The following is a 21,967-nucleotide window of genomic DNA, read 5'->3' as shown; positions in this document are numbered from 1 at the left end:
GATCAGGTCCAGGACTTTGTTGTCGGGTTCATCACAGCCGCAACGGTTTTGGGACATTGTTGACGGTCGGTCGTTGATCATCTTCGGGTGGTCGACGAGGTTGACGGTGAAAGCCGGGTTCCGGACCAGCGGCAGTGGCGGGCCGAGCATCGGTATCGCGCCGTGCGTGAGGTGCTCGACGGCGCGCCGGTGGCGGAAGTGGCACGTCAGTACGGGACTTCACGGCAGGCGTTGCATACGTGGCTGCGCCGATTCGAAGCCGACGGGCAGGCGGGGCTGGTCGAGCGGTCGCGGCGGCCCAAGACATCGCCGACGCGGTTGCCGGCGGAGCTGGAGTCGATGATCTGCGAGATGCGGCGGGTGCATCCGCGGTGGGGTGCCCAGAGGATCGCGCACGAGCTGGCGGTGCGTGGCGTCGCCGAGGCTCCGTCGCGCAGCACGGTGTATCGGGTGCTGGTCCGCAATAGTCTTGTGCAGCACCAGGAACAGAACCATCGGCGCAGCTATCGACGCTGGCAGCGTGAGGCGCCGATGCAGCTGTGGCAGCTCGACATCATGGGCGGCCTGTTCATAGCCGACGGTCGGGAAGCGAAGCTGGTCACTGGCATCGACGATCACTCGCGGTTCATCGTGATCGCCCAGGTGATCGTCGAGCAGTCCGGGCGAGCAGTCTGCCAGGCGTTCACCGAGGCGATGAACCGTTACGGTGTTCCGGCGGAAGTGTTGACCGACAACGGAAAACAGTTCACCGGCCGGTTCACCAAGCCGTTTCCGGTCGAGGTGATGTTCGAGCGCATCTGCCGGGAGAACGGCATCCTGCAACGACACACCAAACCGCGCTCACCCACTACGACCGGGAAAATCGAAAGGTTCCACGGCAGTTTGCGCCGGGAACTACTCGACGACTGCGGCCCGTTCGAATCGCTGGCCGCCGCGCAGCGCGCGATCGACGCCTGGACGCATGTCTATAACCATTCACGTCCGCACCAGGCGCTGAAAATGGCCACGCCGTTCTCTGTGTTCCGGCCAGTTCCCGGCATCGAACCACCACAAGAGCCGGCCGTGACCGAGCCGCCGCGAGTTCCGTTGCCCCAGCCTCGATTCCACGACGAGGACACGTCGATCGAGACCCAACCGGTCGAGCTCGACATGGTCATCTCACCGGCCGGGCGGCTCTGCCTGCCCGGCGCCAAGAGCGACATGAAATTCCCCGCCGCGCTCGGCGGACACCCGGTCACGGTCTGGGCCGGAATGCACAGCATCCATGTCACCCTCGCTGGCGAGATCATCCGCACGCGGCAGTCTCGCCTGACGGTCGAGGATCTGGCGGTTCTGCGGCTACGGGGCCGCCCGGCCGGGCCCGAGCCGTCGGGTTCTGCGGTCCCGCGTGGCGCTGTTCCGACCGGCACCGCAGTCGAGATCGACCGGATCGTCACTCGCGACGGCGACGTCACCGTCGCCGGACAACGACTCAAGCTCGGCATCTACCTATCCGGGCAACAGGTCACGCTCCGGCTGGACCGCCACCTGGCCCACGTGATCGCCGACGGGCACCTGGTCAAGACGCTTCCTTCACCGATTTCCCCGGAACAGGCCAGCCGCCTCAACGGATCGCGCGCCGTCACAGGCCCGCTGCCGCCGGCCCGGCAGGGCGCGATCAAGCTCATACGCACCATCCCTGCTGACGGCATCACCCAGGTGGCAGGGCAACGGCTCCGCGTCGGCCGCGCGCACGCCGGCAAGACCGTCGTCGTTCTCGCGGAGGACACCGTCTTCAGGGTCCTGCACAACGACATCGAAATCAGCACGCACGTCCGCAAATCCGACAAGCGGATCACCTACCTGCGAGCCACCCGCCGACCACGCGGCAAGGATGTCCCGAACCCGCCAACCTGAACCCTGAACCTGTCAATGAAGTCCCGAACCTGTCAGAGATCCCCTGGACCCGAAACGTCAAGGAAGTCCTGAACCCTCACACTGTGCGGGTTCAAAGGCTTGGCGTATCGGGGCCCGTTGCAGGCAGCCGTCCGGGTTCTGCCTGGGGCCAGCGGAATCAGAACCAATGCCCCCACGAGGCTGATCAGCGACAGTGCCAGCACTGAGTGCTGAACTCCGGCCCAGAATGCGGTCTTCGCGTAGTCGGCGAGCGGCGCGGCGGAAGGCCCGGCACGTTTGGCGACTTCGAGTGCCCCGGCGAGCGAGCTCCGCACGGGCCCGCGAGCCGGTTCGGGAAGATATTGCATCGCATTCGCGATTCGGGAGCTGTAGTTCGCTGACAAGATACTGCCCGCTACCGCAATCCCGATCGCCGCGCCGATCTCCCGCGTCGCGTCGTTGACCGCCGCCGAGACTCCGTGCTTCTCGGCCGGCGTGTCCATCATGATCGCGTTGGTCGACGGCGCCGCGGAGATGCCCAGGCCCGCGCTCATGATCAGCAATGGCCACAACACATCCACGTAGGACGAATGGGTGTCGAGTCGGAGCAGTGCGACCAAGCCGATCGCGATCGTGAGGAGTCCCGCCGCCGTCGTCATCCGAAGTCCCACTCGTGCGGCGATCGTCGGCGACACCAACGACATCGCGACAAGAGGGACCACCATCGGCGCGAGAGCGACGGCCGATTTGAGAGGACCGAATCCCAGAATGAGTTGGAAATGCTGAACCAGCAGGAACATCACACCGAAGGTGACCAGAAACTGGATGGTGATGGACAGCGCGCCGCTCGCAAAGCCCCGGCGACGAAAGAGCCGAACATCCAGCAACGGGTTCTCGGCTCGGAGCTCGGTCAGGATGAACGCCACGATACTGAGCACTCCACAGCCCCCGAGGATGAGGACGCGAGTATCGGTCCACCCCCTGGACGGGGCCTCCATCACCGCGAACACGGCGGTGCCGATGCTCAGTACCACCCAGAACATGCCGCGAATCTCCAGTCGTGGCCTGTCGGAGTCCTGCGATTCGGGCACCGTGAAGGCGAATGCCAGCAGTGTCAGGGCAACGGCGGTCATGCCCAGGAAGATCGAATGCCAGGACCATCGAATCAGCAGCAGCCCGGATCCGACCATCCCGATGACGCCGCCCGATCCGGCGACACCCGCCCATACGCTGACCGCGTGTGCTCGCCGCGCGTCTGGCAGGCTCGCGGTCAGTATCGACAGCGTGGCCGGCATGACGAACGCGGCTCCCGCCCCCGCCACCGCCCGGGACGCGATCAACCAGGCCGGATTGTCGACGATCAGTGGTATCGCCGACGCGGCCGCGAAAACGGCCAATCCGATCGTCAGGACCCGCCGACGGCCGTAGCGATCGCCGATCGCCCCTCCCGGCAGTACGAGACAGGCGAGGACCAGCGTGTATCCGTCGACCATCCAGGTGAGCGCCCCCTGGTCCGCTCCGGTGTCGAGGGCTACGGCAGGTAATGCAGTGTAAAGCGCGGCCATGGCGGCTACCACCAGCGCCACAGCGGCGCACGTCACCACCAGGGTCCAAGCCGCCGACCTTCTTATGGCCGAGAGGTCTCCGAAACTGATCATCTTGTTCTTTCGCTGCATGGTAAGTCGTATTCGCCGTGGCTGCGTCTCGCAGGTACGCCGCGGCTCAGCTCTCGGTTCCTTCGATCTCCTCCAGGGAGGACGGCACGTGATAGGGCGGGCGGCCGCGGCCCTGGATCCGATACCGGCCCCAGAAGTCTCGGTCGCCGAGCGTCGCCGCCGCCTCGCCTCCGGACGTCCTGATCACCACCGATCGTCTGCGACCCTGCAGCAGTTCGTCGATGGCGTCGTTCTGGCGCACGCGCCCATACCAGCAGAAGCGGCCGTCGATGGGTTGGAAGAAACCGCGGAGCTCGACCTGAACATCGATCTCGTGGCTTGTGATGATCACCGTCGCGGGGCCGATGAAATCCGAATCATCGTGCGGTCCATGGGTATTCATTGGAACTACCTCCTTGTAGTGAGATCCCCGTCGGACTGCGCGGCAGGTCGACTTCGGTAGAGCGGACCGATGCTCGCGAGTCGGGGACGAGATGGCGCCGACTGCTTGACAACCGGGTCCGCCGTGGCTCAAAGTTACCTCATACTCGGAGTATCCGCTACTTGCCGTAATGGCAACTTTGGACGATCCGAGTTGCCGTGGCGGGTGCACGGACCCGTATCGGATACATCGATGCCGAAGTCATCGGCCTAGTCGAAAGATGGACAAATGACCACGAGTGAAGTTCGGGCGCCGATCATGAAATCACCGGCCGTCACTACCGACGGCATGGCGCGGGTAAGCGGTCGTCGTCCCGTCGATCTGCAGCGATCGGCAGGACGGTTGCTCAAGGCATCCGCCGAGAAGTTCTACGACGCCGAAGTCGACATCGATTGGGAAAGCCCATGGATGCCGGACAAGGGGTGGTTTCCCGAGCACCGCCTGTCGCTCTACGGCACGTCGCTGTGGAACCGGCTATCCGACGAACAGAAGATCGAGCTCGGCAAACACGAACTCGTCAGCATCCTGAGCTTCGGAATCTACGCCGAAAACCTGCTGAGCATGGCGCTGCTCAGGTTGAACACCACCGGCGACCTCGTCGACAACAAGGCGTTGTATGCGCTCGCGGAGGTCGGCGACGAGAGTCGGCACTCCACGATGTTCGCGCGATTGATCCTGAAGACAGGGATCGCGCCCTACAAGCTTCCCCGAGGGTTCCTGTCGCTGGCGAAGATCCTGCATTTCATCCCGCTCGGCCCATCCATCCAGGGCGCGACCCTCTTGATCGAAGAGATACTCGACCGCGCGCAACGTGAAGCGATGAACGATGAACGACTGCAGCCGCAGGTTCGACAGCTGATGCGAATCCATGTGCTCGAGGAAGCCCGCCACATCACGTTCGCGCGGAGCGAGCTGGTCGAGGGAATGCGGGCCCGAGGGCGATTCACGCGGGCATGGCATCGAGGTGCCCTCGCCGTCATCGCCAACTTGGCGTACCCGATTCTGATCAACCCCAGGCTGTACCGGACGATCGGGGTGCACCCGCTGCGGGGGTTCATCGCTTGCCAGTTCGGCCCGCACTATCGGGAAAATCTCCAGTTCATGTCGGAGCCGATGATTCGATTCTTCGATGACGCCGGCATGATCGAAGGTCGCTTCACGATGTTTCTGTGGCGCCTGACGAGGAGCCTCCCCGAAGACATCGCGCAGCGATGACGAAGGCCGCGGCGCGATGAGCCGTTCACCTGCCGCGCGCCGCGGACCCCTCAACCGCGACCCCTTGTCGCAATTCCCCACGCGACCCGCATCTCGCGGTCGTGATACAGACCTTTCTGCGGTTCGCCCTTTCAGCGGCAACCCGCACCGGCCGGAGGAAGCCGATGAACAAGACCCGTTCTGCAAAGAACACACGCAAGACTGACGGCTCCGCGAACAGTGGAGCACAGGCCAGGGTGCATCGCACCGAAGTTCTCATTGTCGGAAGCGGATTCTCCGGCATGGGGATGGCGATTCAGCTGCTCAAAGCCGGAATCGACGACTTCTTGATGATCGAGAAGGAAGACGAGGTCGGTGGAACCTGGCGAGACAACACCTATCCGGGATGCGCATGCGACGTTCCGTCGCACATGTATTCGTACTCTTTCGAGCCCAAGCCGGACTGGAGTTATCTGTGGGCAGGCCAGGAAGAGATTCAGGAGTACCTTCGAGGTATTGCACAGAAGTACGATCTGTATCGTCGTACCCACTTCGGTCGGACGCTGCAATCCGGATACTGGGATGCCGGTGACTCCACGTGGCACCTGGTGACGTCGGATGGACACGAATACGTATCGCGATTCCTGGTGTCAGGGGTCGGAGCGCTGCACATTCCCAGCATCCCTGAAATCACCGGGCAAAAGAAATTCTCCGGGGACGTCTTCCACTCGGCGCAGTGGGACCACGAGGTTTCATTGCGGGGCAAACGTGTCGCGGTGGTCGGGACCGGAGCGAGCGCGATCCAGTTCGTTCCCGAGATCGCCAAGGTTGCCGCCGAACTTCACGTCTACCAGCGGACACCGGCGTGGGTGCTGCCCCGGCGGAACATCAAGATCCCGCGCCCGGTGCGCGCCGCATTCACCCACGCGCCGATTCTGGCGAAGGCGTTGCGGGCGGCAGTGTATTGGTCGGCCGAATCGCTATCGATCGGTTTGAACGGGCACTTCAATCTCATGCGTCCACTCGAGAACATCGCGAAGTGGAACATCGCGCAGGGAATCGATGATCCGGCATTGCGTGCAAAGCTCACGCCCACCTATCGCATCGGGTGCAAACGAATTCTCGGATCCAGCGAATACTATCCGGCGCTGAATCGTCCGACCACCACGGTCATCACCGACGGGATCGCCGAGATCACCGAGGATGCGATCGTGTCCAGGACCGGCGAAACTCGACCGGCCGACGTGATAATCTACGCGACCGGATTCCATGTCACGGACGGGTTCGAGAGTCTCCGTCTCAAGGGCGCCTCGGGTCGGGAACTCGCGTCGGTCTGGGCTGACGAAGGCATTCAGACACACCTCGGAATAACCACGGCTGGTTTCCCCAATTTGTTCTTCTTGCTCGGGCCGAACACCGGTCTCGGCCATAATTCCGTGGTCTTCATGATCGAGTGTCAGATTCGATACATCGTCTCTGCCATCAGGCTCGCGAACGAACGCGGATCCGGGGCACTCGAGGTGCGCGAGCCGGTCCAGCATCAATTCAACAATGACATTCAGCGGAAATTGGTGAAAGGCGTGTGGAGCAGCGGCGGGTGCACCAGTTGGTACCTCGACGCGCAGGGCGTGAACCGCACCGTCTGGCCGGGTTTCACCTGGCAGTACTGGCGGCGGACGCGGAAACTCGCGGCTGCGGACTTCGCGTTCTTCGGCGAGCGGTCGGTCGCGCGTCGCGGAACCGCGATCGCGAGCGAGTCCGGGAAGGAGAATCAGGCGGAATGAAGGATTTCGGAGACCGCGTCGTCTCGGTGACCGGGGCCGGATCGGGAATCGGGCGGGCGATCGCGCTTCGCCTGGCGGGCGAAGGCGCGCGCCTGGCCCTGGCCGACCTCGATGCTGAACGGGCGGAAGAAACCGCCGCCATGTGCGGCGCGTCCGGTGCTGAGAGCCGACACTACAAGCTCGACGTCGCCGATCGTCTGGCGTTCGAGAATTACCGGAATCGAGTCGTCGAGGACTTCGGCTCGGTCAGCATGGTGATCAACAATGCCGGTGTCGCGCTCGGGGCCGATGTTCTGGAGATGGACTGGAACGACTTCGAATGGCTCATCTCGATCAACTTCTGGGGTGTCGTCAACGGTACGAAGCTGTTCCTCCCGGACCTGATCGAATCGGGTGACGGGCACGTCGTGAACGTGTCCAGTGTATTCGGCCTGATGGCGATACCGAGTCAGAGTGCCTACAACGCATCGAAATTCGCGGTCCGCGGATTCACCGAGGCGCTGCGGCAGGAGATGAGGATCGGCCGTTTGCCGGTCGGGGTGACCTGTGTCCATCCCGGGGGCGTGCGCACCAACATCGTGCGAAATGCGCGGGGTGTGGGCGAAATCGGTGACCAGCAGAAGATTGTGGCCAGCTTCGACCGAATCGCGCTCACCACACCCGATCGCGCTGCGGAGCAGATCCTCAGAGGCGTTCGACGCAACAGACCGCGAGTTCTCGTGGGTCCCGACGCTGTGGGGTTCGATTTCGTCACGCGAGTGGTCGGGCCCAGATACCAGGACCTCAATGCGCCGCTGGCGCGTCTGGGGTACGCAATCGGTCGACGATCCGGCCTCATGAATAGCGAAAGCTGACATCGGTCCGCCGCCCGGGCCGGTATCGCGCCGAACCGGGCGCCGAACCGATATCGATGGAGAGAAGAATGTCCTCGAAAAGAAATATTCCATGCGAGCTAACCGTCAGCCAGGTCGTGCAAGAGACGGCCGACGCGATCTCGATATGGTTCGACGTTCCGGAGGGGCACTGGGAAACGTTCTCATACGATCCCGGGCAGTTTCTAACCCTGCGTATACCTGGTGTCGATGAGGGTTCGTCGGTCGCCAGATGCTATTCACTGTCCAGTTCTCCCCATGCTGAGGACACACTGGCCGTGACTGTCAAACGTACGGCCGATGGCTATGCGTCCAACTGGCTGTGTGATCACGCGGTGCCGGGAATGAAGATGACCGTGCTGCCTCCGAGCGGGCATTTCACGGCGAAAGACCTCGATGCGGATATGATCCTGTTTGCCGCCGGCAGTGGCATTACTCCGATCATTTCCATCATCAAGTCGTCTCTGCTCGAAGGCGGCGGTCACCTGATTCTCTTCTATGCCAATCAGAATGCTGAGAGCGCCATCTTCTACGAAGAACTGCGTCATTTGGCGAATCAGTTTCCGGAGCGATTCAGCCTGATCGAATGGCTGGAGATCCGGCAAGGGCTGCCGGATCGGCAAACGGTGGCCGATCTGTGCGCTGAGCATCGGAACCGTGCCTTTTTTTTGTGCGGCCCGGCGAAGTTCATGGATCTGGTAACCGATGCGGCACATCATGCCGATGTGCCGCATCGAAATCTCCATCGGGAAGTTTTCCAATCGTTGCGCACCGATCCCTTCGATGTCGACAACACCGTCTCGGAATCGATGACTACCGAGCGAGCGCATCTGGTGGTCTATCTCGATGGGGAGCGCGCCGAACTGGATTGGCCGAAAGACATCTCGCTCGTCGATATCCTTCTCAAAGAAGGCTTTTCGCCGCCGTACTCCTGTCGAGAGGGCGGTTGCGGTGCTTGTTTGTGTCGGGTCGTCGACGGCGATGTCGAGATGAAGGTCAATGATGTGCTCGTCGAGGACGACATCGAAGAAGGCGACCGGCTGGCGTGCCAGTCGGTGCCGGTGACGGACAGTGTGACAGTGACATTCGATTGATCGAAGGCGAGTTGTCCACGCCAGGTTTCATCGCTCTATCGGCCGACCGGCACGGTGTGCGGTGGTGGGTCATGTGCACTGGTAGGTCGCATGACCCATGGCGTACCATGGGTGCGATGACAGGTGCGCGGCAGAGGGTTCTGGAGGTCGGGAGCTCGGTGGTTCGGCGAGTTGACGCCCGTTCGAGCCGTTGGGCCGAGCATCGGGTCACGGTGCGGGCAGAGTTGGTCGATGCGGCCTATCGCGCATTCGGCAAGTACGGCCCTGATGCCAGCATGGACGATATCGCGCGCGAAGCCGGTGCTACCAAGCCGAAGCTATATCGTCACTTCAAGGATAAGCAAGGACTTCGCGCGGCCGTCGTCGAGCGTGCGAAAGATCTGATGTGGTCGAATATTCTGGCTTCGAGCGATTTTGCCACCGCGCCGATCGGTGAGGTGATGAGCCAAATTGTCGGACAGTATTCGGAATTGGTCGATGAGCACCAGAATGTCTTCCAGTTCCTCGTGCGTAGCCACTTCGATGATAATTCATCGGAAACGGACCAGGCTCTTGAAGACGCCCGCGAGTTGGCGGGCTTCATCGCGGGCCATTTCTCGGCAGTTCTTGAATCACTCGGAGCGGATACAACCGGTATCGATCTTGTAGTTCAATCGATCATCGGCGCGAGCCTGTCCGCGACAGATTGGTGGATAAACTCCCAAGCCGATCCCGAGACCGCAATGTCGCGTGTCGATTTCGCTGATAATCTGAGCGCGATCGTCTGGGGGATCATCGACGCTTCAGCGCAGGTGCGCGGTATTCGTATCGACCCGCGTCAGACACTGCGAATCGAGAACATCGAAACGGTCGACGTGAAGAGCTGAGTCTTAAATCATTGTTCGTTCTGGTCGACTACATCCATCACTTCGTTCGTTTTTCTGGCGGCATTCGCGGCGAGGAAATCGTCCACGAGTACAGTGCAGAACTGTTGATCGTTCGGTAGGCCGGTCACGAGTCGGTTGAAGATCATCGGACCGACGAACTGAGCAACCGCGGTGGTCGCCTCGATCGCGGGACGAAGTGATGCCCGGGCTGCCTCGCTCGCCAATATCGCGTCGAAGGGGCCACGATACTGCTCGATGATCCGGTGTCGCAGTGCCGTGAGGTGCGGCCGTGACGCATCGTCCTCGGTCGTCCGACGGTCCGCTTCGGGGTTGCTCATGCCCATCCACGAGAGCACGGTCAACTGCAACGGTGCCTGATCGATCAATCGGGCCTGGTCGCAAACGAGCGCGACCAGGCGCGATCGTAGTGAGCCGACCTCCGGGGCCGAGGCCACCGGAGGCAACAGTTGCTGGAAGGCCGCGGCGAGTAGTTCGGTACCGGAACCGAAGTGCCGGTAGAGGGTTGCTCGGGCAACTCCCGCCCGGCGAATTACGGCATCGATGGTCACAGCGTCCACGCCGCCCTCAGCCAGCAGTTCGGTGGCGGCATCGATCAGCCGGGCGCGCGAACGAGCCAGTCGTGGATCGGGCTCGCGTGCCTGTGAGGACGTGTCGAGTGGTGCGGGCATCACGCTCCCAGATCGATGGATTCGCCGGCGGCCGGTATCCCAGTATTACCCAACGTTATTATTGAACTAACAGTCTCCCTATGAGACTATTGGTCTCATAGGGAGACGCGTGGTGCCCTCGGGTGGAAACGCGGACATTTCAACTCGACTGATAGCGGAGAGCGGTCATGGATCTCGCGATGACGTGTTTGCTTGGGGCAGGTGTCTTCTGATGACGCGTGCCGAACCAGATGACCTGCTGCGCCAGATGTTGCTGACCGAATATGGCGAATCGGGCCCATACGAGGGCTACCGGTTGTTGCGTGAGACCGCGCCTGTGCTGGTGAGCGCTTCGGGCGTGGTGGTCTTGAGCCGATACGCCGACTGCCAGGCCGCGCTTCGGAATCGTCGACTGGGGAAGGCCGACGAATCGCTGGGATTCCGGCTCACCGATGTGCCGGAGGATCTGCAGCGAACGACATTGCATCGTTTCCGGCGCACAATGCTGTTCCGTAATCCGCCCGATCACGAGCGGCTGCGGCGTTTGGTCGCCGATGCGTTCACCCACCGCCACGTCGAACAGTTGCGTCCCCGAATCGCCGAACGCATCGACCATCTGCTCGATGCCGCGGCGGAGCGCGAACGGATCGACATCATCTCCGAGATCGCATTGCCACTGCCCGTGGCGGTGATCGGTGACCTGTTGGGAGTGCCCGAATCCGATCGCGCGGCGGCCGCTCCGCTCGTGCGGTGTTTGCTCGCGCCGCTCGAACCCGCTTCCGACACTGCGGCAATCCGACGAGCGGCGGATGCGGAAACGCAATTGGTCGAGTATTTCTCGACGCTGTTGGCCGAGAAGCGGACGGATCCGCAAGATGATCTTCTGAGCCGTCTCGCGATCGCGCGGGGTGCGGACGCCCTGGACGAGGATGAGATGGTCGGCTCGGCCATCCTGCTTTTCGCCGCCGGGTTCGAGACGACCACCAATCTGATCGGCAACGGGCTGGCCGCACTGCTCGCCCATCCTGATCAACTCGCCGCACTCCGCGACGAACCGGCGTTGGCGTCGAACGCGGTCGAAGAGCTTCTCCGTTATGACGCGCCGGTTCAGACCAACGGACGCACCGCGCTCGCCGATACCGCCATCGGTGATGTCTCCGTGCCGGACGGAACCGTCGTGCTGATGCTGCTGGGTTCGGCGAACCGCGATCCCGATCGCTATGACGACCCCGACATCCTCGACCTTCGCCGCCGCAATCCGGCCCCGCTGTCCTTCGGGTCGGGAATCCATTTCTGTCTCGGGGCTGCATTGGCCAGGACCGAGGCAATGGAGCTGTTCCCACGCCTTTTGGCGCGATTCCCCGGCTTGGCCGCGGACGGGGAGCCGGTGTGGCGGCCCGGGCTGTCATTCCGGGGTCTGGCGTCGTTGCCGGTGAGTTTGACGTGAGCGGATTGGTGCTCGCCTACCCCCACCGTCTGGGTGGCCATTGCGGTTCCGGCGCCCAGCGGGACCTACTCGCGTGGGCGGGGCTCGGCTGGAACGGGCCACCTTCGGAAGGCTTGACCTTCACCCTCAGCGGCGCGCTCGATTTCAGCTATCTGCGCTCGTCGGAATTGCGCCCTCCTCTCTACCTGGTCGGCCGAGGCTCCGATCTGGAGACCGATCTGCCGACGCGTCTCGGCGCAACCGTGGACGCGCGCTCGACTGACGATCCAGAACTCGGATGGAAGTGGGTGACCAACGAAATCGACTCCGGCCGACCGGTTATGGCGTGGGCGGATATCGCCGAACTGCCGTATCTGCGAGTGAAGTTGCGGATGAGCCGACACGACATCGTCGTGATCGGCTACGACGACGACGCGGAAATCGCCCATGTCGTCGACAACGACCGGGAGCAGACCCAACTGGTGCCCTATGCAGCGCTGGCGCGGGCCCGGGCATCGACGTCCTTCCCGGTTCCGACGAGGCACACGACGTTCCTTATCGAATGGCCGGAAGGTCTACCGCCGCTGCGGAATGTCGCCGCGGACGCCTTCCGTCAAATTGCTTCGACCATGGCCGACCCGGTCGTCAGTCGGGGGGGCACGGCCGGTGCGACCACCGGATTGCAGGGAGTGCGTGCGTTCGCCGAGGATCTCGATCGATGGCGGGCCGCCTTCAGCCCGGGGGCTCTCGACGAGATTCTGCGCTACCTCGCGGCTTTCATCGAGAAGGCCGGCACCGGCGGCGGGCTTTTCCGCCGGTTGCTCGCCGAAGGATGCTTCGAGATCGCCGCTGCGGTCGGCAGCCCCCAGGTTCTGCTCGCCGCGGGTAAGGCGCGAACCTGTGCTGAGTTGTGGACTGCGATTGCGACCGAAGCAATGCGGTCCGATCTGGACCCCGCGGAGCGCCTACACGCCATCCGCGGGATCGCGCACAGCGTCGTCGACGAGGAGGCCAACCTTCGTCGTGCGATCGAGGTGGCGGCCACTGCCCTCGATCGGCCGTCCACGTTTCGCGGAGGTCCACAGTGACAGCGGAATGTGATCCGGTGTCGCAGTGGACATCCCGCACGGAGGAAATCGGTCATTCGGTGCGGCGGAAGGCATCCGAGACGGTTGACGGCACATCGACGAGTTCACCGTAGTTCACGCGGAGAGCGTCGAGGATGTCGTCGAGCGGTAGGTCGTCGAACTGGCCGCGGTCGCGCAGGTATTCCATGTGCCGACTGCCATCGCCTGCGAAGGCGTGCAGCAGCGCGTCGTGTTCGCCGTCGAATTCGATCGGTTCTACACCGAAGCGCTCGCACAATTCGCGGTTGAAGGCGGGTGTGGCTTTGACCCAGCGTCCTTTCAGGAACATCTGGCTGTACCCGTGGTACACGAACACATCGGTACCGCCCATGCGCTGCCTCAGTGCTTCGGTTTGCAGGTGATTTCGAACGTCGGCGAATCCGAGCATGGCCGGTATTCCGACGGCGCGGCAGGCCGCGGTCAGGAGCACGGCTTTCGGTATGCAGTAGGCACGTTCGGACATGGCGACCACGCTGGCTCGGTACTGCCGAGGATCGCCGGCGACGGTGTACGGGTCGTACCAGATCGAGTCACGGACCGTGGTGAAGATTCGGATGGCCTGCTCGACGGGATCGACGGCGCCGTCGACCGCCGCGTGGGTGAATTCCTGGACGGCGGGGTGCTGCCAGTCCAGGAATTCGGTGGCTTGCAGATGGTCCACAGCGTTCATTCCTCGACGCTCAATGCGCCGGTGGGACATGCCGAGACCGCTTCTTCGATGAGCGCCCGATGGCATTCCGGCGGTTCGGGCTCCGCGAAGGTCGATTCCCGCTCGCTCGCACTGGATGCCCAGAACGCCGTCGAGGAGAGATCGGCCTCGTCGTAAGGGCGTGGGGGCCGACTTCCGGCCGAGCCGCAGGGTTCGGATGCTGTGTGGATCGTCATGACTGCTCCCGGGTGTAACCGCTGGGTACCGGCCAAGTATTTACAAAATATGCCATTCTGTCAAGATTTGAACAATGCCTATGTTCTTGTAAATCCGACGGTTCAAAGCGCATCCAAGTGGAGGTAGCGGATGGCGACCCTGGAGATCCGGTCGGCGGTGGATGACGCGTCGGCCGCCGGCAAGACCAGACCGCTGACCGTCAGCCGGACCATCGCATCGACGACATCGGCCACGTCGGTGGCGTCGAGGGCTGGAAAATGCTCCAGAAACCACGTGACCAGGGCTTCGGATGCCAACTGGAGTAGTGATGCCGAGGTCGGCAACAGCGGCAGTATCCCGGTGCCGGTGGCTTCCGGCTCTACGCCGTGGTTCGCGGTGAGCACAGCCCTGAGCAATGGGCTGGTCTCGGCTTCCGCGATCGTGTATCGCACGGCGGCGGTGATGCCTCCGCCGACATCTCCGGCGTTCTCCTCGAGGATCCTGTCGATCCCGGCGAGAAAGCGTTCGGCCTCCTGAACCAGGAGCGCGTCACCCAATCCCTTCTTGTCCGCGAATTCCTTGTACAGGGTCGGCCGGGATACTCCGACCAGGTCGGCGACCTCTCCCATCCGCACTCGCTCCCAACCCTTTTCGATGGTCAAGGTGCGCGCGGCGGACAGGGCCTGTTCTCGTAGATGATTGCGGAAGGACGTGCGAAGTGACCGACTCGGCATGCTGTGCAGGATAGGCGGCTCGCCGCGGTCGGCCGACGGCCCCGAAGCCGGTCGGGTTACAGGGTTCGTCTCAAGAAGTCGACGACGGCTGCTGTGAACGCGTCGTTGTCGTCGCCGGCCACCATGTGACCGGTTCCCGCGATGTCGACGGTCTCGGCGTGCGGGACGAGGTCGAGGAACTCGGCGACGGTGTCATGGGATACGAGATCGGAGAGTCCCCCGCGAACCAACAGGGTGGGCGCGGTGATCCGACCCGCTCCGAGCCGGAGTGTGTCGACCAGCGACTCGAACTGGTCGGCCCCGTCGGCCGGATCACCGTGAATGGCGTCGAAGCGTGTCGCGATGAACGCTGGATCCCACCGCCACACCCATCGGCCGTCATCGCGGTGTCGAAGCACCTTGCGCAACCCCTCCAGCCGGACCGGCCGTTCGCGATGGGGGTTGTAGGCGGCGATGACGTCCGCGGCGCTGTCGAGACTCGCGAACCCGTCCGGGTGCGCCGACATGAACGACACGATCCGGCGTGCGCCCGCGAACTCCATCCGGGGAGTGACATCGACCAGAACCACGGCTCCCCACAGGTCCGGGGGTGCCAGCAGATGAGTGCCGAGGATGGTCATCCCACCCAATGACGCGCCGACGACGGCAGGGGCGCGATCGAGCTCGAAGTGCTCCCGCACAGCGAGCAGATCGTCGGCGAGATGCTCGATCTCGTACCTGCCGTCGGCGGACCAATCGCTGTCTCCATGTCCGCGTGCGTCGTAGACGATGACCGGGTAGCCGCGTTCGTGGAGGCGCGAGGCCGAGGTCCGCCAGGCGTGGCGGCTCTGGCCGCCGCCGTGGAGCAGGATAACTGCCGGGTGGTCCGAATCGTGGTGGTAGTAATCGGCCGTCAGCATGATCCCGTCACGGGTCGGTACCGACACCGTCGTCATCGCCGTTTTCACGGCCTGGCGTCCGGGTTGGCAATGATGGTGACGGTGCCCTGGGCGGCGCAGACAGCCCTGCCGTGATTCGTGATGTCGATTCGCGCGACACCCGACCGCTTCGTCAGGGCGATGATCTCGGTCGTCGCGACACATGTCCCGTCGCTGACCGGTCGAAGCAAGTTCAATTTGAACTCCGTCGTCGCTACCCAGCAACCACGGGGGATGACCGGGTAGAAGACGACCCCCAGGCAATGATCGACCATCGCCGACAAGCAGCCGCCGTGCAGCTTGCCGAACGGTGTGAGTAGTTCGTCGCGTACGGCCATCTCGGCGATCAGCCGACCGGGGTCGAGCTCGGTGTGGCGGAAATCGAGGTATCCGGACAGTCCACCCGCGGCTGTCGCCGAGGTCAACATCTGTCCGGCCCATTCTTCATCGAACTGCGGGAATTCCATCGGTGTGTGCTCCACCCTGTACGTCGGCCGGTGCTATGGAGACAGTACTGCAAATCTGTCTCAGGTGCAGGGGTCGCTCGCCGAGTTGTCCCCAGGGGGTGGCGTCGGCCCGGGGTCGGCCGTGCCCGTGCTGGCCAGAGCGGGGAGCAGGTAGTGAACCAGGTAGTCGTGCAAGCCGTCACGACTGCGTCGTTTCGGTCCTCGGACGGTGAGCAGGCTGAGGATCGTCCGCAAGATCCACTCGGCGGCGTCATCTACCGAGGTACCGGGCAGTAGGTCGGTCCAGTGTGCGGTGAAGACTGGCCGCAGGAATTCTGTCACCAGCTCGAAGAGTGCGACCGAGGTCTCAGTCGACAGCCCGGTGTCGGCGAGGCGATCGTCGCTGACGAACAGGGCTGCGATCGAGTTGTCCTGTGTCGCAGTCTGAATGGTTGTTTCCACGAAGGTGAGCACCGCCGACCCCAGATCGGGTTCAGCCACGATCCTGGGGCGGATTCGGTCCAGATATCGGCGAGCGGCCCGGAGAATGACACCCGAGACGACGGCCTCCCGATTCGCGAAGGTGCGGTACAGGGTGGCGCGGGAGACACCTGCCTGTCTGGCGATGTCATCCATCGTCGTCGCGGCAGGTCCGATCTGGTCGAAGCAGAACTCCGCGGCATCGAGCAGGCTGTCCGCGGGGTCGCGTCCGGTGGGCGGTCTGGTTCCGGAACGGATCGATTTCATCGTCACGGCACAGAGTATGCCGGTCGTCCGGCACGGTGTTCGGCCGCGGCGCGACCGCCTCGGCGGAGCCACCATGGGTGAAACAGGACGCAAAAATTGTCTCACAGCTGTGTGGTGTCATCGCGTAGCCGGGGGAGCAGGTGCCGACGTGCGAATCGTCGAGCATCATCGGCCGTGTCGAGAGGGATGTGCGCGGAAGGGGTGAGGATGAACGAGAGGATGACCCGGACCGTCAGCTCGGAGACCGCATGCAATTCGCGGTTAGGGCGCACATCGACGAGTTCCCTGGCGAGCTGGTCGGTCAGGAAGCTCGACGCGATCTCGATCAGTCCGCCCGCGTCGACGGTGAGGAAAGGGAGCAGGGACTCGGGCTCGGTCTCGAGCAGCCGGTTGAGCAGTGCGTGCCCGCGGACAGCGGCTAACGTGAAGACGAACCCTTCGACAATCTTGTCCTCGAGCGTCGCCTGTCCGGAGACCTCGCGCTCCAACTCTCCAAGGAACCGGCCGAGCTCGCGCAGTATCACCGCCTCGACGATCTGGTCCTTGCTCGAAAAGTGCCGGTACAGCGTCACGCGGGCCAGCCGCGCGCGGCGAGTGATGTCCTCGACCGTGGTCCGGCTGATCCCGACCACTTCGAACTGCCGGAGCGCCGCGTCCAGGATCCGTTCCGGCGTTCCGGTCGGGGCCGGCGTCCTGATCAGCGCGACCGCTTTCACGAGCAAGCTGGCGTAGTTCATCGCGATGTGATCGTTCCTTCGATCCAGGTCGTGGGTTTCGGGCGTCGATTGTGTCCGATTCTCGCCCGGCTTCTGGGCATTCGTACAATCATCCGCTTCTGTTTGGCTTTGACGTAGGTATTGAAACAAAGATACCGGATATGTACCATTATTATCTGTGGTACGCAATGGAGCGTCCTGGCGCATCGTCGGACTGTTGAGTCAGTGGACGCGGTCGGCAAGAAGTCATCCGTCCGCAGGAACTCCCCCCTGCGTGCCGACCCTCGCGGTACATGAGCGCCCCGGCTTCTCTGCGACGCTGACGGGTTTCGGAGTTCGGAGTGTGATGCGCCCGCTGTCGGTCGCGATCCCCGCGAGCCCGCCGGGATTGGTGTTGCTCGATGGGGCATTGACCGGCATGCTTCGCCTTGTCAGCCGTCCGCGGGATGGAGTCGAATGCGCGCCCGTGCGTGTCGACTTCGAGGACGGGACCGTGGTCGGCGAATGGGTCCGGGCGCCAGGCGTCACGGCGCGAGGGGCCGCGTTGCTCTATATCCACGGCGGAGCGTTCGTCGCTTGCTCGCCACGAACACATCGAGGTGTGACGGCCGAGCTGTCCGCAGCGGCCGGGTTACCGGTGTTCGCGGTGAGCTACCGAAAAGCTCCAAGATTCCGATTCCCGACCGCGAACAATGATGTTTGGCGCGCTTACCGCTGGTTGACCTCGGAAGCAGGTGGCGCTCCGGTGGCCGTGGCCGGCGATTCAGCCGGCGGATATTTGGCGATCGTGACGGCGCTCACCGCCATCGCGGCAAGTCGTCGCGGTGACGGTTACCCGCCGGCAGCGTTGCTCGTCCTGTCTCCGGTCACGGATGCGACCCTCAACTTGGCACGGACCCGAGAACGCAACCGGAGACAGAAGGACCCGTTCGCCGCGGCCGCGGCGGTCAGCCGGGTTGTCGGCCTGTACACCGCGGGTGCCTCGGCGCGGGAGATCTCGGTGCTCGACGCGGATTTCCGGGGTATCTGCCCGATCATGATCCACGTCGGCGGGACCGAAATGCTCCTCGGGGACGCGCGCGCGCTCCACGCCAGAGTGAAGGCCGCCGGAGGGGTGTCCTGCCTCCATATCTGGCCGGGGCAGGTGCACGTCTTCCCGGCTCTGTTCAGGTACTTGCCGCAGGCTCGCATGGCGCTGAGCCTCAGCGGAGCCTTTTTGCGCAATGCACTCGCCGTGGGGGAGGCCCACGCGGCGACACAGTGAGTTCCGGATGCCCGGGTGAGTCGGGTGTCCACAATCGCGAAGGAGTGACGCGATGCCGATCGAATTGCAGCACACTCTGCACACCATCAAGCAGCGCCAGTGGGCGCTTGGTGATTTCGACTGGGAAGAACCCGGGGCCGATGCGATCACCGCCGAGCAACGACCGAAGATCAAACAGTTCATGTCCGACCTCGTGTGGATCGAGCAGGTGGGTTCGCGCGCCTTCGTCGCGCTCGCCCATCAGGCCGAGGACAACACTCTCGCCGAGATCTATCGCTACTTCCACGCCGAAGAGCAGAAGCACGCGAACGCGGAGTTGGCTCTCATGCGTCGGTGGGGGATGCTCGAGGACGACGAGATTCCGGAACCGAACGTCAATATCCGGCTCGCCATCGACTGGCTGGACAACTATGCCGACGACATGCCGCTGTCGGTGCTGGGTTCGGCGATCCCGATGCTGGAGGTGGCGCTCGACGGCGCGCTGCTCAAGTTCTTGCTCGATGAAATCAAGGACCCCCTGTGTCACAAGGTCTTTCAGAAGATCAATGCTGACGAGTCCCGGCATCTGGCGGTCGATTTCCATGTCCTGGACATGATCGGGGCGAGTCCTTTGCATCAGCTGATTATCGAAACGGTCGGAACCGCGCTGCGCCCGTCCATGATCGTCGGCATCCTCACCGGGCTGCCGTTGTTGACCCGCGTGCACGACAGCATCGTCGAGATGGGGCTCGACGAACAGAAGCTCTTCGATGCCATTCGCAAGTTTGGCATCATCGGCGATCGCAGCATCGCGACTCGGCGCAATCCGATCTATCACGTCATCAAGTACTACGGCGAAATGATCATGAACCCGGCCCATCCGTACCATCGGCTGCTGGGGAACACCCTGCTCACCGTTACCGCGCACTATCCGAAGCGGATGTTGGGTCCGATTCCCTCCTGGATCAACGAGCTCACCTTCGAACCGGTTGTCGCGGCATGATCACCCACATCGGAGACGTCGTCAGCGCTGACGTTCCCGAAACGGCCAGGGTGGTGATCATCGGCGCGGGGTTCGCCGGGATCGGTGTTGCGGTCCGGCTGAAGCAGGCGGGGATCGAGGATTTCGTTTTGCTCGAGCGCGAACTCGACCCGGGCGGCACCTGGCGCGACAACACGTATCCCGGAGTTGCCTGCGACATTCCGTCGATGCTGTACTCGTTCTCGTTCGCTCCGAATCCGAGATGGTCGCACGGATACTCCGATGGCGGTGAAATCCTCGCCTACCTTCGCGAGGTAATCAGAGAATACGATCTGGTCGATCGAATTCGATACGGCCGCAACGTTGTTGGACTCGATTTCGACGAAGGTGCCGGAGTCTGGCGAGTCCGGGCGGTGATCGATGGTGGTGAGGAAGTTCTCGAGGCTCGCTCCGTCGTGATGGCGACCGGACCACTGTCCACCGCCAGTCTGCCCAGCATCGACGGCATCGAGGACTATCGCGGCCACACGGTTCACAGCGCCCACTGGAACCCGGACCTGGACGTGACCGGCATGGCCGTGGCCGTCATCGGAACCGGCGCGAGTGCGGTGCAGATCGTTCCGGAGCTGGTGAAGCGGGCTGATCGGGTCGCGGTCTTCCAGCGCACCCCGGGATGGGTGCTACCGCGCCCGCAGTACCGGGTGCCGGATTGGGCCAGGGTGATGTATCAACGACTGCCGCTCACCGAGGATCTGGCACGGACCGCACTCTTCTGGGCTCATGAGGCGATGGGGCTGGGTGTCGTGTGGCCGACACAGCTGACAACATTGTTGGAGCTTGCGGCACGACTGCAACTCAGGATCCAAGTCGACGACAAGTGGACACGACGCCAGCTCACGCCGGACTACCGGGCGGGCTGCAAGCGGCTACTAGTTTCGAACACCTACCTCCCGGCACTGAGTAGCGACAAGTGCAAGCTCTACACCTTCCCGATCGTCCGGCTCACCGAGCGCGGAATCCAAACCGTCGAAGGAGTCGAACATCGCTTCGATGCCATTGTTTTCGCCACTGGATTCGAGGTGATCGGCAAGACCGGCACGCCGTTCCCCGTACGCGGTCGCGGTGGACGACTCCTCGGGGACGAATGGGCCGAGCGCGCGTACGCCTACAAGAGTGTTCACGTGTCCGGCTATCCCAATCTGCACTTCACGTTCGGGCCGAACTCCGGTCCCGGACACAACTCCGCGCTCATCTATCTGGAAGCGCAGATCGACTACATCGTCGAGTCGATGAAGATGATCGAACGCTGGGGCCTCCGATATCTCGACGTGCGGGAGATCGCGCAGGACAGATTCAATGCGGATCTTCAGCGGCGCCTGTCTCGGACGACGTGGAATTCCGGGTGCGCAAGTTGGTACCTGACGGCAGAGGGCTTCAACCCCACGATGTTCCCCGGGCTGGCACGGCAATTTCGTAACCAGATGGAGGAAGTCGTACTGTCCGATTACCACGCGGTGGCCTGAAATCTGTCGGGTGCCCGACGTTCTGATGTGGGGTGTCGGGCACGCGCACCGGGTTGGTTCTATGCCAACTGGACGACCGCCGTGGCCCGTCCGAAGAGGGGCTACCCCCGGTTTGGTTGACTCCTGACCTGTGAGGATTGCTCCTCGCACGGCCACGCCCACGAACAGTTCGATATACCCGTTCCCCGTGACGGCGGGATCCAGGACCTCCTGGCCGAGGCGCGACGCCCGGACCGCCGCTTCGACTTCGTGATCTGCGAATCCATCGAACGGATCTCCCGCTTCACCCACACCGGTACCACCATCGAACACGAACTCCAGCAGCACGGGGTGCGGCTGCTCGCCGCCGACGAGCCGTTCACCCTGGCCACCAACGGAATCCGCAAACAGAAGGTCGCGACTCAGGTCTTGACCCGCCGGGTCAAGCAAAGCATCGCCGAGTTCTATGTCACCGAGATGCTCGAAAAGTCGTGGGACGGTTTCGCCGTCCACACCGAGGCGGGATACAACGTCGGCAAACCACCCTACGGGTATCGAGCGAAACCCGTGCCGCACCCCGTCCCAGCGAAACGCGCCAGGGGACACAAGAAAACACGGCTCGAACCCGACCCCATCCAGGGGCCAGTGGTTCAAAAGATCTTCCGGTGGCGGTGGGAGGAGAACCTGTCCCACCAAGCCATCGCCGACCGTCTCAACTGAACCGCCTGTAAGTGTTTGTGGTGGCTGGCCTGGGGCTGGCTGGCAGGGTGGTGCTGGTTCTTCAGACCGGGTGTGACTCGTGAATCGCCTGG

General features: G+C 63.2%; 21 protein-coding genes. 12 read left to right on the top strand and 9 right to left on the bottom strand.

The window, feature by feature from the left end; all coding sequences use genetic code 11:
- The first annotated feature begins 87 nt into the window (after positions 1–87).
- Positions 88–1,896 carry an IS481 family transposase gene (locus ACWDSJ_RS07555; protein WP_064909791.1) on the top strand — a complete coding sequence of 603 codons (1,809 nt, stop codon included), beginning with the start codon at positions 88–90 and terminating at the stop codon, positions 1,894–1,896.
- A gap of 32 nt (positions 1,897–1,928) precedes the next feature.
- Here the strand turns inward: ACWDSJ_RS07555 and ACWDSJ_RS07550 are convergent, their stop codons facing one another.
- Positions 1,929–3,551 carry an MFS transporter gene (locus tag ACWDSJ_RS07550; RefSeq protein WP_223273898.1) on the bottom strand — a complete coding sequence of 541 codons (1,623 nt, stop codon included), beginning with the start codon at positions 3,549–3,551 and terminating at the stop codon, positions 1,929–1,931.
- Positions 3,552–3,597: 46 nt separating this feature from the next.
- Positions 3,598–3,933, bottom strand: a complete 336-nt coding sequence (locus ACWDSJ_RS07545; RefSeq protein WP_064902000.1) for a DUF4873 domain-containing protein — start codon at positions 3,931–3,933, stop codon at positions 3,598–3,600.
- Between the two features lie 267 nt (positions 3,934–4,200).
- On the opposite strand from ACWDSJ_RS07545, the gene ACWDSJ_RS07540 reads away from it, so the two are divergent.
- From ACWDSJ_RS07540 to ACWDSJ_RS07520, 5 genes are all read left to right on the top strand, one after another.
- Positions 4,201–5,187, top strand: coding sequence for an AurF N-oxygenase family protein (locus tag ACWDSJ_RS07540; protein ID WP_181064693.1), 987 nt, complete (start codon positions 4,201–4,203; stop codon positions 5,185–5,187).
- Between the two features lie 164 nt (positions 5,188–5,351).
- Positions 5,352–6,950 carry a flavin-containing monooxygenase gene (locus ACWDSJ_RS07535; RefSeq protein ID WP_064909796.1) on the top strand — a complete coding sequence of 533 codons (1,599 nt, stop codon included), beginning with the start codon at positions 5,352–5,354 and terminating at the stop codon, positions 6,948–6,950.
- Positions 6,947–7,804 carry an SDR family NAD(P)-dependent oxidoreductase gene (locus ACWDSJ_RS07530; protein WP_064909798.1) on the top strand — a complete coding sequence of 286 codons (858 nt, stop codon included), beginning with the start codon at positions 6,947–6,949 and terminating at the stop codon, positions 7,802–7,804. The genes ACWDSJ_RS07535 and ACWDSJ_RS07530 overlap by 4 nt, the downstream gene beginning before the upstream one ends.
- Positions 7,805–7,872: 68 nt before the next feature.
- A complete protein-coding gene (locus ACWDSJ_RS07525; protein ID WP_082941119.1) occupies positions 7,873–8,916 on the top strand; it encodes a ferredoxin--NADP reductase in 1,044 nt (347 codons plus the stop codon).
- Between the two features lie 116 nt (positions 8,917–9,032).
- Positions 9,033–9,782 (top strand): TetR/AcrR family transcriptional regulator, encoded by a 750-nt coding sequence (locus tag ACWDSJ_RS07520; protein WP_064909839.1) that lies wholly within the window; start codon positions 9,033–9,035, stop codon positions 9,780–9,782.
- Between the two features lie 8 nt (positions 9,783–9,790).
- Here ACWDSJ_RS07520 and ACWDSJ_RS07515 read toward each other — a convergent pair whose 3' ends face one another.
- The gene (locus ACWDSJ_RS07515) at positions 9,791–10,471 is read right to left on the bottom strand and encodes a TetR/AcrR family transcriptional regulator (protein ID WP_064909800.1); all 681 of its coding nucleotides are present in this window, start codon (positions 10,469–10,471) and stop codon (positions 9,791–9,793) included.
- 211 nt (positions 10,472–10,682) lie between these two features.
- Between ACWDSJ_RS07515 and ACWDSJ_RS07510 the strand changes: the two genes are divergently transcribed.
- Positions 10,683–11,897 carry a cytochrome P450 gene (locus ACWDSJ_RS07510; RefSeq protein ID WP_064901995.1) on the top strand — a complete coding sequence of 405 codons (1,215 nt, stop codon included), beginning with the start codon at positions 10,683–10,685 and terminating at the stop codon, positions 11,895–11,897.
- Positions 11,894–12,964, top strand: a complete 1,071-nt coding sequence (locus ACWDSJ_RS07505; protein ID WP_064909802.1) for a BtrH N-terminal domain-containing protein — start codon at positions 11,894–11,896, stop codon at positions 12,962–12,964. Before ACWDSJ_RS07510 ends, ACWDSJ_RS07505 begins: the two co-directional genes overlap by 4 nt.
- Before the next feature lie 52 nt (positions 12,965–13,016).
- On the opposite strand, the gene ACWDSJ_RS07500 is transcribed toward ACWDSJ_RS07505, so the two are convergent.
- The 6 genes from ACWDSJ_RS07500 to ACWDSJ_RS07475 form a co-directional block, all read right to left on the bottom strand.
- The gene (locus tag ACWDSJ_RS07500) at positions 13,017–13,673 is read right to left on the bottom strand and encodes a transglutaminase-like domain-containing protein (protein ID WP_064909804.1); all 657 of its coding nucleotides are present in this window, start codon (positions 13,671–13,673) and stop codon (positions 13,017–13,019) included.
- Positions 13,674–13,990: 317 nt separating this feature from the next.
- Entirely contained in the window at positions 13,991–14,602 is a 612-nt protein-coding gene (locus tag ACWDSJ_RS07495; protein WP_064909806.1) for a TetR family transcriptional regulator, read from the bottom strand.
- Between the two features lie 56 nt (positions 14,603–14,658).
- Positions 14,659–15,537: an alpha/beta fold hydrolase gene (locus ACWDSJ_RS07490; RefSeq protein WP_064909841.1), complete on the bottom strand. Its 879-nt coding sequence runs from the start codon at positions 15,535–15,537 to the stop codon at positions 14,659–14,661.
- Between the two features lie 8 nt (positions 15,538–15,545).
- Complete coding sequence (locus ACWDSJ_RS07485) at positions 15,546–15,986, bottom strand: PaaI family thioesterase (RefSeq protein ID WP_064901989.1); 441 nt, start codon at positions 15,984–15,986, stop codon at positions 15,546–15,548.
- Positions 15,987–16,046: 60 nt separating this feature from the next.
- A complete protein-coding gene (locus ACWDSJ_RS07480) occupies positions 16,047–16,712 on the bottom strand; it encodes a TetR/AcrR family transcriptional regulator (RefSeq protein WP_064909808.1) in 666 nt (221 codons plus the stop codon).
- A gap of 101 nt (positions 16,713–16,813) precedes the next feature.
- Positions 16,814–17,449, bottom strand: a complete 636-nt coding sequence (locus ACWDSJ_RS07475) for a TetR/AcrR family transcriptional regulator (protein WP_064901987.1) — start codon at positions 17,447–17,449, stop codon at positions 16,814–16,816.
- Positions 17,450–17,774: 325 nt separating this feature from the next.
- On the opposite strand from ACWDSJ_RS07475, the gene ACWDSJ_RS07470 reads away from it, so the two are divergent.
- From ACWDSJ_RS07470 to ACWDSJ_RS07455, 4 genes are all read left to right on the top strand, one after another.
- Complete coding sequence (locus ACWDSJ_RS07470; protein WP_082976712.1) at positions 17,775–18,692, top strand: alpha/beta hydrolase; 918 nt, start codon at positions 17,775–17,777, stop codon at positions 18,690–18,692.
- A 52-nt stretch (positions 18,693–18,744) separates the two neighbouring features.
- The gene (locus tag ACWDSJ_RS07465) at positions 18,745–19,674 is read left to right on the top strand and encodes a ferritin family protein (RefSeq protein WP_064909810.1); all 930 of its coding nucleotides are present in this window, start codon (positions 18,745–18,747) and stop codon (positions 19,672–19,674) included.
- Positions 19,671–21,176 (top strand): flavin-containing monooxygenase, encoded by a 1,506-nt coding sequence (locus ACWDSJ_RS07460; protein ID WP_064909812.1) that lies wholly within the window; start codon positions 19,671–19,673, stop codon positions 21,174–21,176. Before ACWDSJ_RS07465 ends, ACWDSJ_RS07460 begins: the two co-directional genes overlap by 4 nt.
- Before the next feature lie 123 nt (positions 21,177–21,299).
- Positions 21,300–21,875 carry a recombinase family protein gene (locus ACWDSJ_RS07455; RefSeq protein WP_082976713.1) on the top strand — a complete coding sequence of 192 codons (576 nt, stop codon included), beginning with the start codon at positions 21,300–21,302 and terminating at the stop codon, positions 21,873–21,875.
- Positions 21,876–21,967: the final 92 nt, after the last annotated feature.

It is taken from the genome of Nocardia sp. NPDC003482, assembly GCF_053588115.1.
This window is presented reverse-complemented; position numbering and strand designations above follow the sequence as displayed.

What these genes read in the sequence shown, in the direction of transcription:
- ACWDSJ_RS07550 (WP_223273898.1), bottom strand. Translation starts at nt 3,551, where the DNA reads ATGCAGCGAAAGAACAAGATGATCAGTTTCGGAGACCTCTCGGCCATA.
- ACWDSJ_RS07545 (WP_064902000.1), bottom strand. Translation starts at nt 3,933, where the DNA reads ATGAATACCCATGGACCGCACGATGATTCGGATTTCATCGGCCCCGCG.
- ACWDSJ_RS07540 (WP_181064693.1), top strand. Translation starts at nt 4,201, where the DNA reads ATGACCACGAGTGAAGTTCGGGCGCCGATCATGAAATCACCGGCCGTC.
- ACWDSJ_RS07535 (WP_064909796.1), top strand. Translation starts at nt 5,352, where the DNA reads ATGAACAAGACCCGTTCTGCAAAGAACACACGCAAGACTGACGGCTCC.
- ACWDSJ_RS07530 (WP_064909798.1), top strand. Translation starts at nt 6,947, where the DNA reads ATGAAGGATTTCGGAGACCGCGTCGTCTCGGTGACCGGGGCCGGATCG.
- ACWDSJ_RS07525 (WP_082941119.1), top strand. Translation starts at nt 7,873, where the DNA reads ATGTCCTCGAAAAGAAATATTCCATGCGAGCTAACCGTCAGCCAGGTC.
- ACWDSJ_RS07520 (WP_064909839.1), top strand. Translation starts at nt 9,033, where the DNA reads ATGACAGGTGCGCGGCAGAGGGTTCTGGAGGTCGGGAGCTCGGTGGTT.
- ACWDSJ_RS07515 (WP_064909800.1), bottom strand. Translation starts at nt 10,471, where the DNA reads ATGCCCGCACCACTCGACACGTCCTCACAGGCACGCGAGCCCGATCCA.
- ACWDSJ_RS07510 (WP_064901995.1), top strand. Translation starts at nt 10,683, where the DNA reads ATGACGCGTGCCGAACCAGATGACCTGCTGCGCCAGATGTTGCTGACC.
- ACWDSJ_RS07500 (WP_064909804.1), bottom strand. Translation starts at nt 13,673, where the DNA reads ATGAACGCTGTGGACCATCTGCAAGCCACCGAATTCCTGGACTGGCAG.
- ACWDSJ_RS07495 (WP_064909806.1), bottom strand. Translation starts at nt 14,602, where the DNA reads ATGCCGAGTCGGTCACTTCGCACGTCCTTCCGCAATCATCTACGAGAA.
- ACWDSJ_RS07490 (WP_064909841.1), bottom strand. Translation starts at nt 15,537, where the DNA reads ATGACGACGGTGTCGGTACCGACCCGTGACGGGATCATGCTGACGGCC.
- ACWDSJ_RS07485 (WP_064901989.1), bottom strand. Translation starts at nt 15,986, where the DNA reads ATGGAATTCCCGCAGTTCGATGAAGAATGGGCCGGACAGATGTTGACC.
- ACWDSJ_RS07480 (WP_064909808.1), bottom strand. Translation starts at nt 16,712, where the DNA reads ATGAAATCGATCCGTTCCGGAACCAGACCGCCCACCGGACGCGACCCC.
- ACWDSJ_RS07475 (WP_064901987.1), bottom strand. Translation starts at nt 17,449, where the DNA reads ATGAACTACGCCAGCTTGCTCGTGAAAGCGGTCGCGCTGATCAGGACG.
- ACWDSJ_RS07470 (WP_082976712.1), top strand. Translation starts at nt 17,775, where the DNA reads ATGCGCCCGCTGTCGGTCGCGATCCCCGCGAGCCCGCCGGGATTGGTG.
- ACWDSJ_RS07465 (WP_064909810.1), top strand. Translation starts at nt 18,745, where the DNA reads ATGCCGATCGAATTGCAGCACACTCTGCACACCATCAAGCAGCGCCAG.
- ACWDSJ_RS07460 (WP_064909812.1), top strand. Translation starts at nt 19,671, where the DNA reads ATGATCACCCACATCGGAGACGTCGTCAGCGCTGACGTTCCCGAAACG.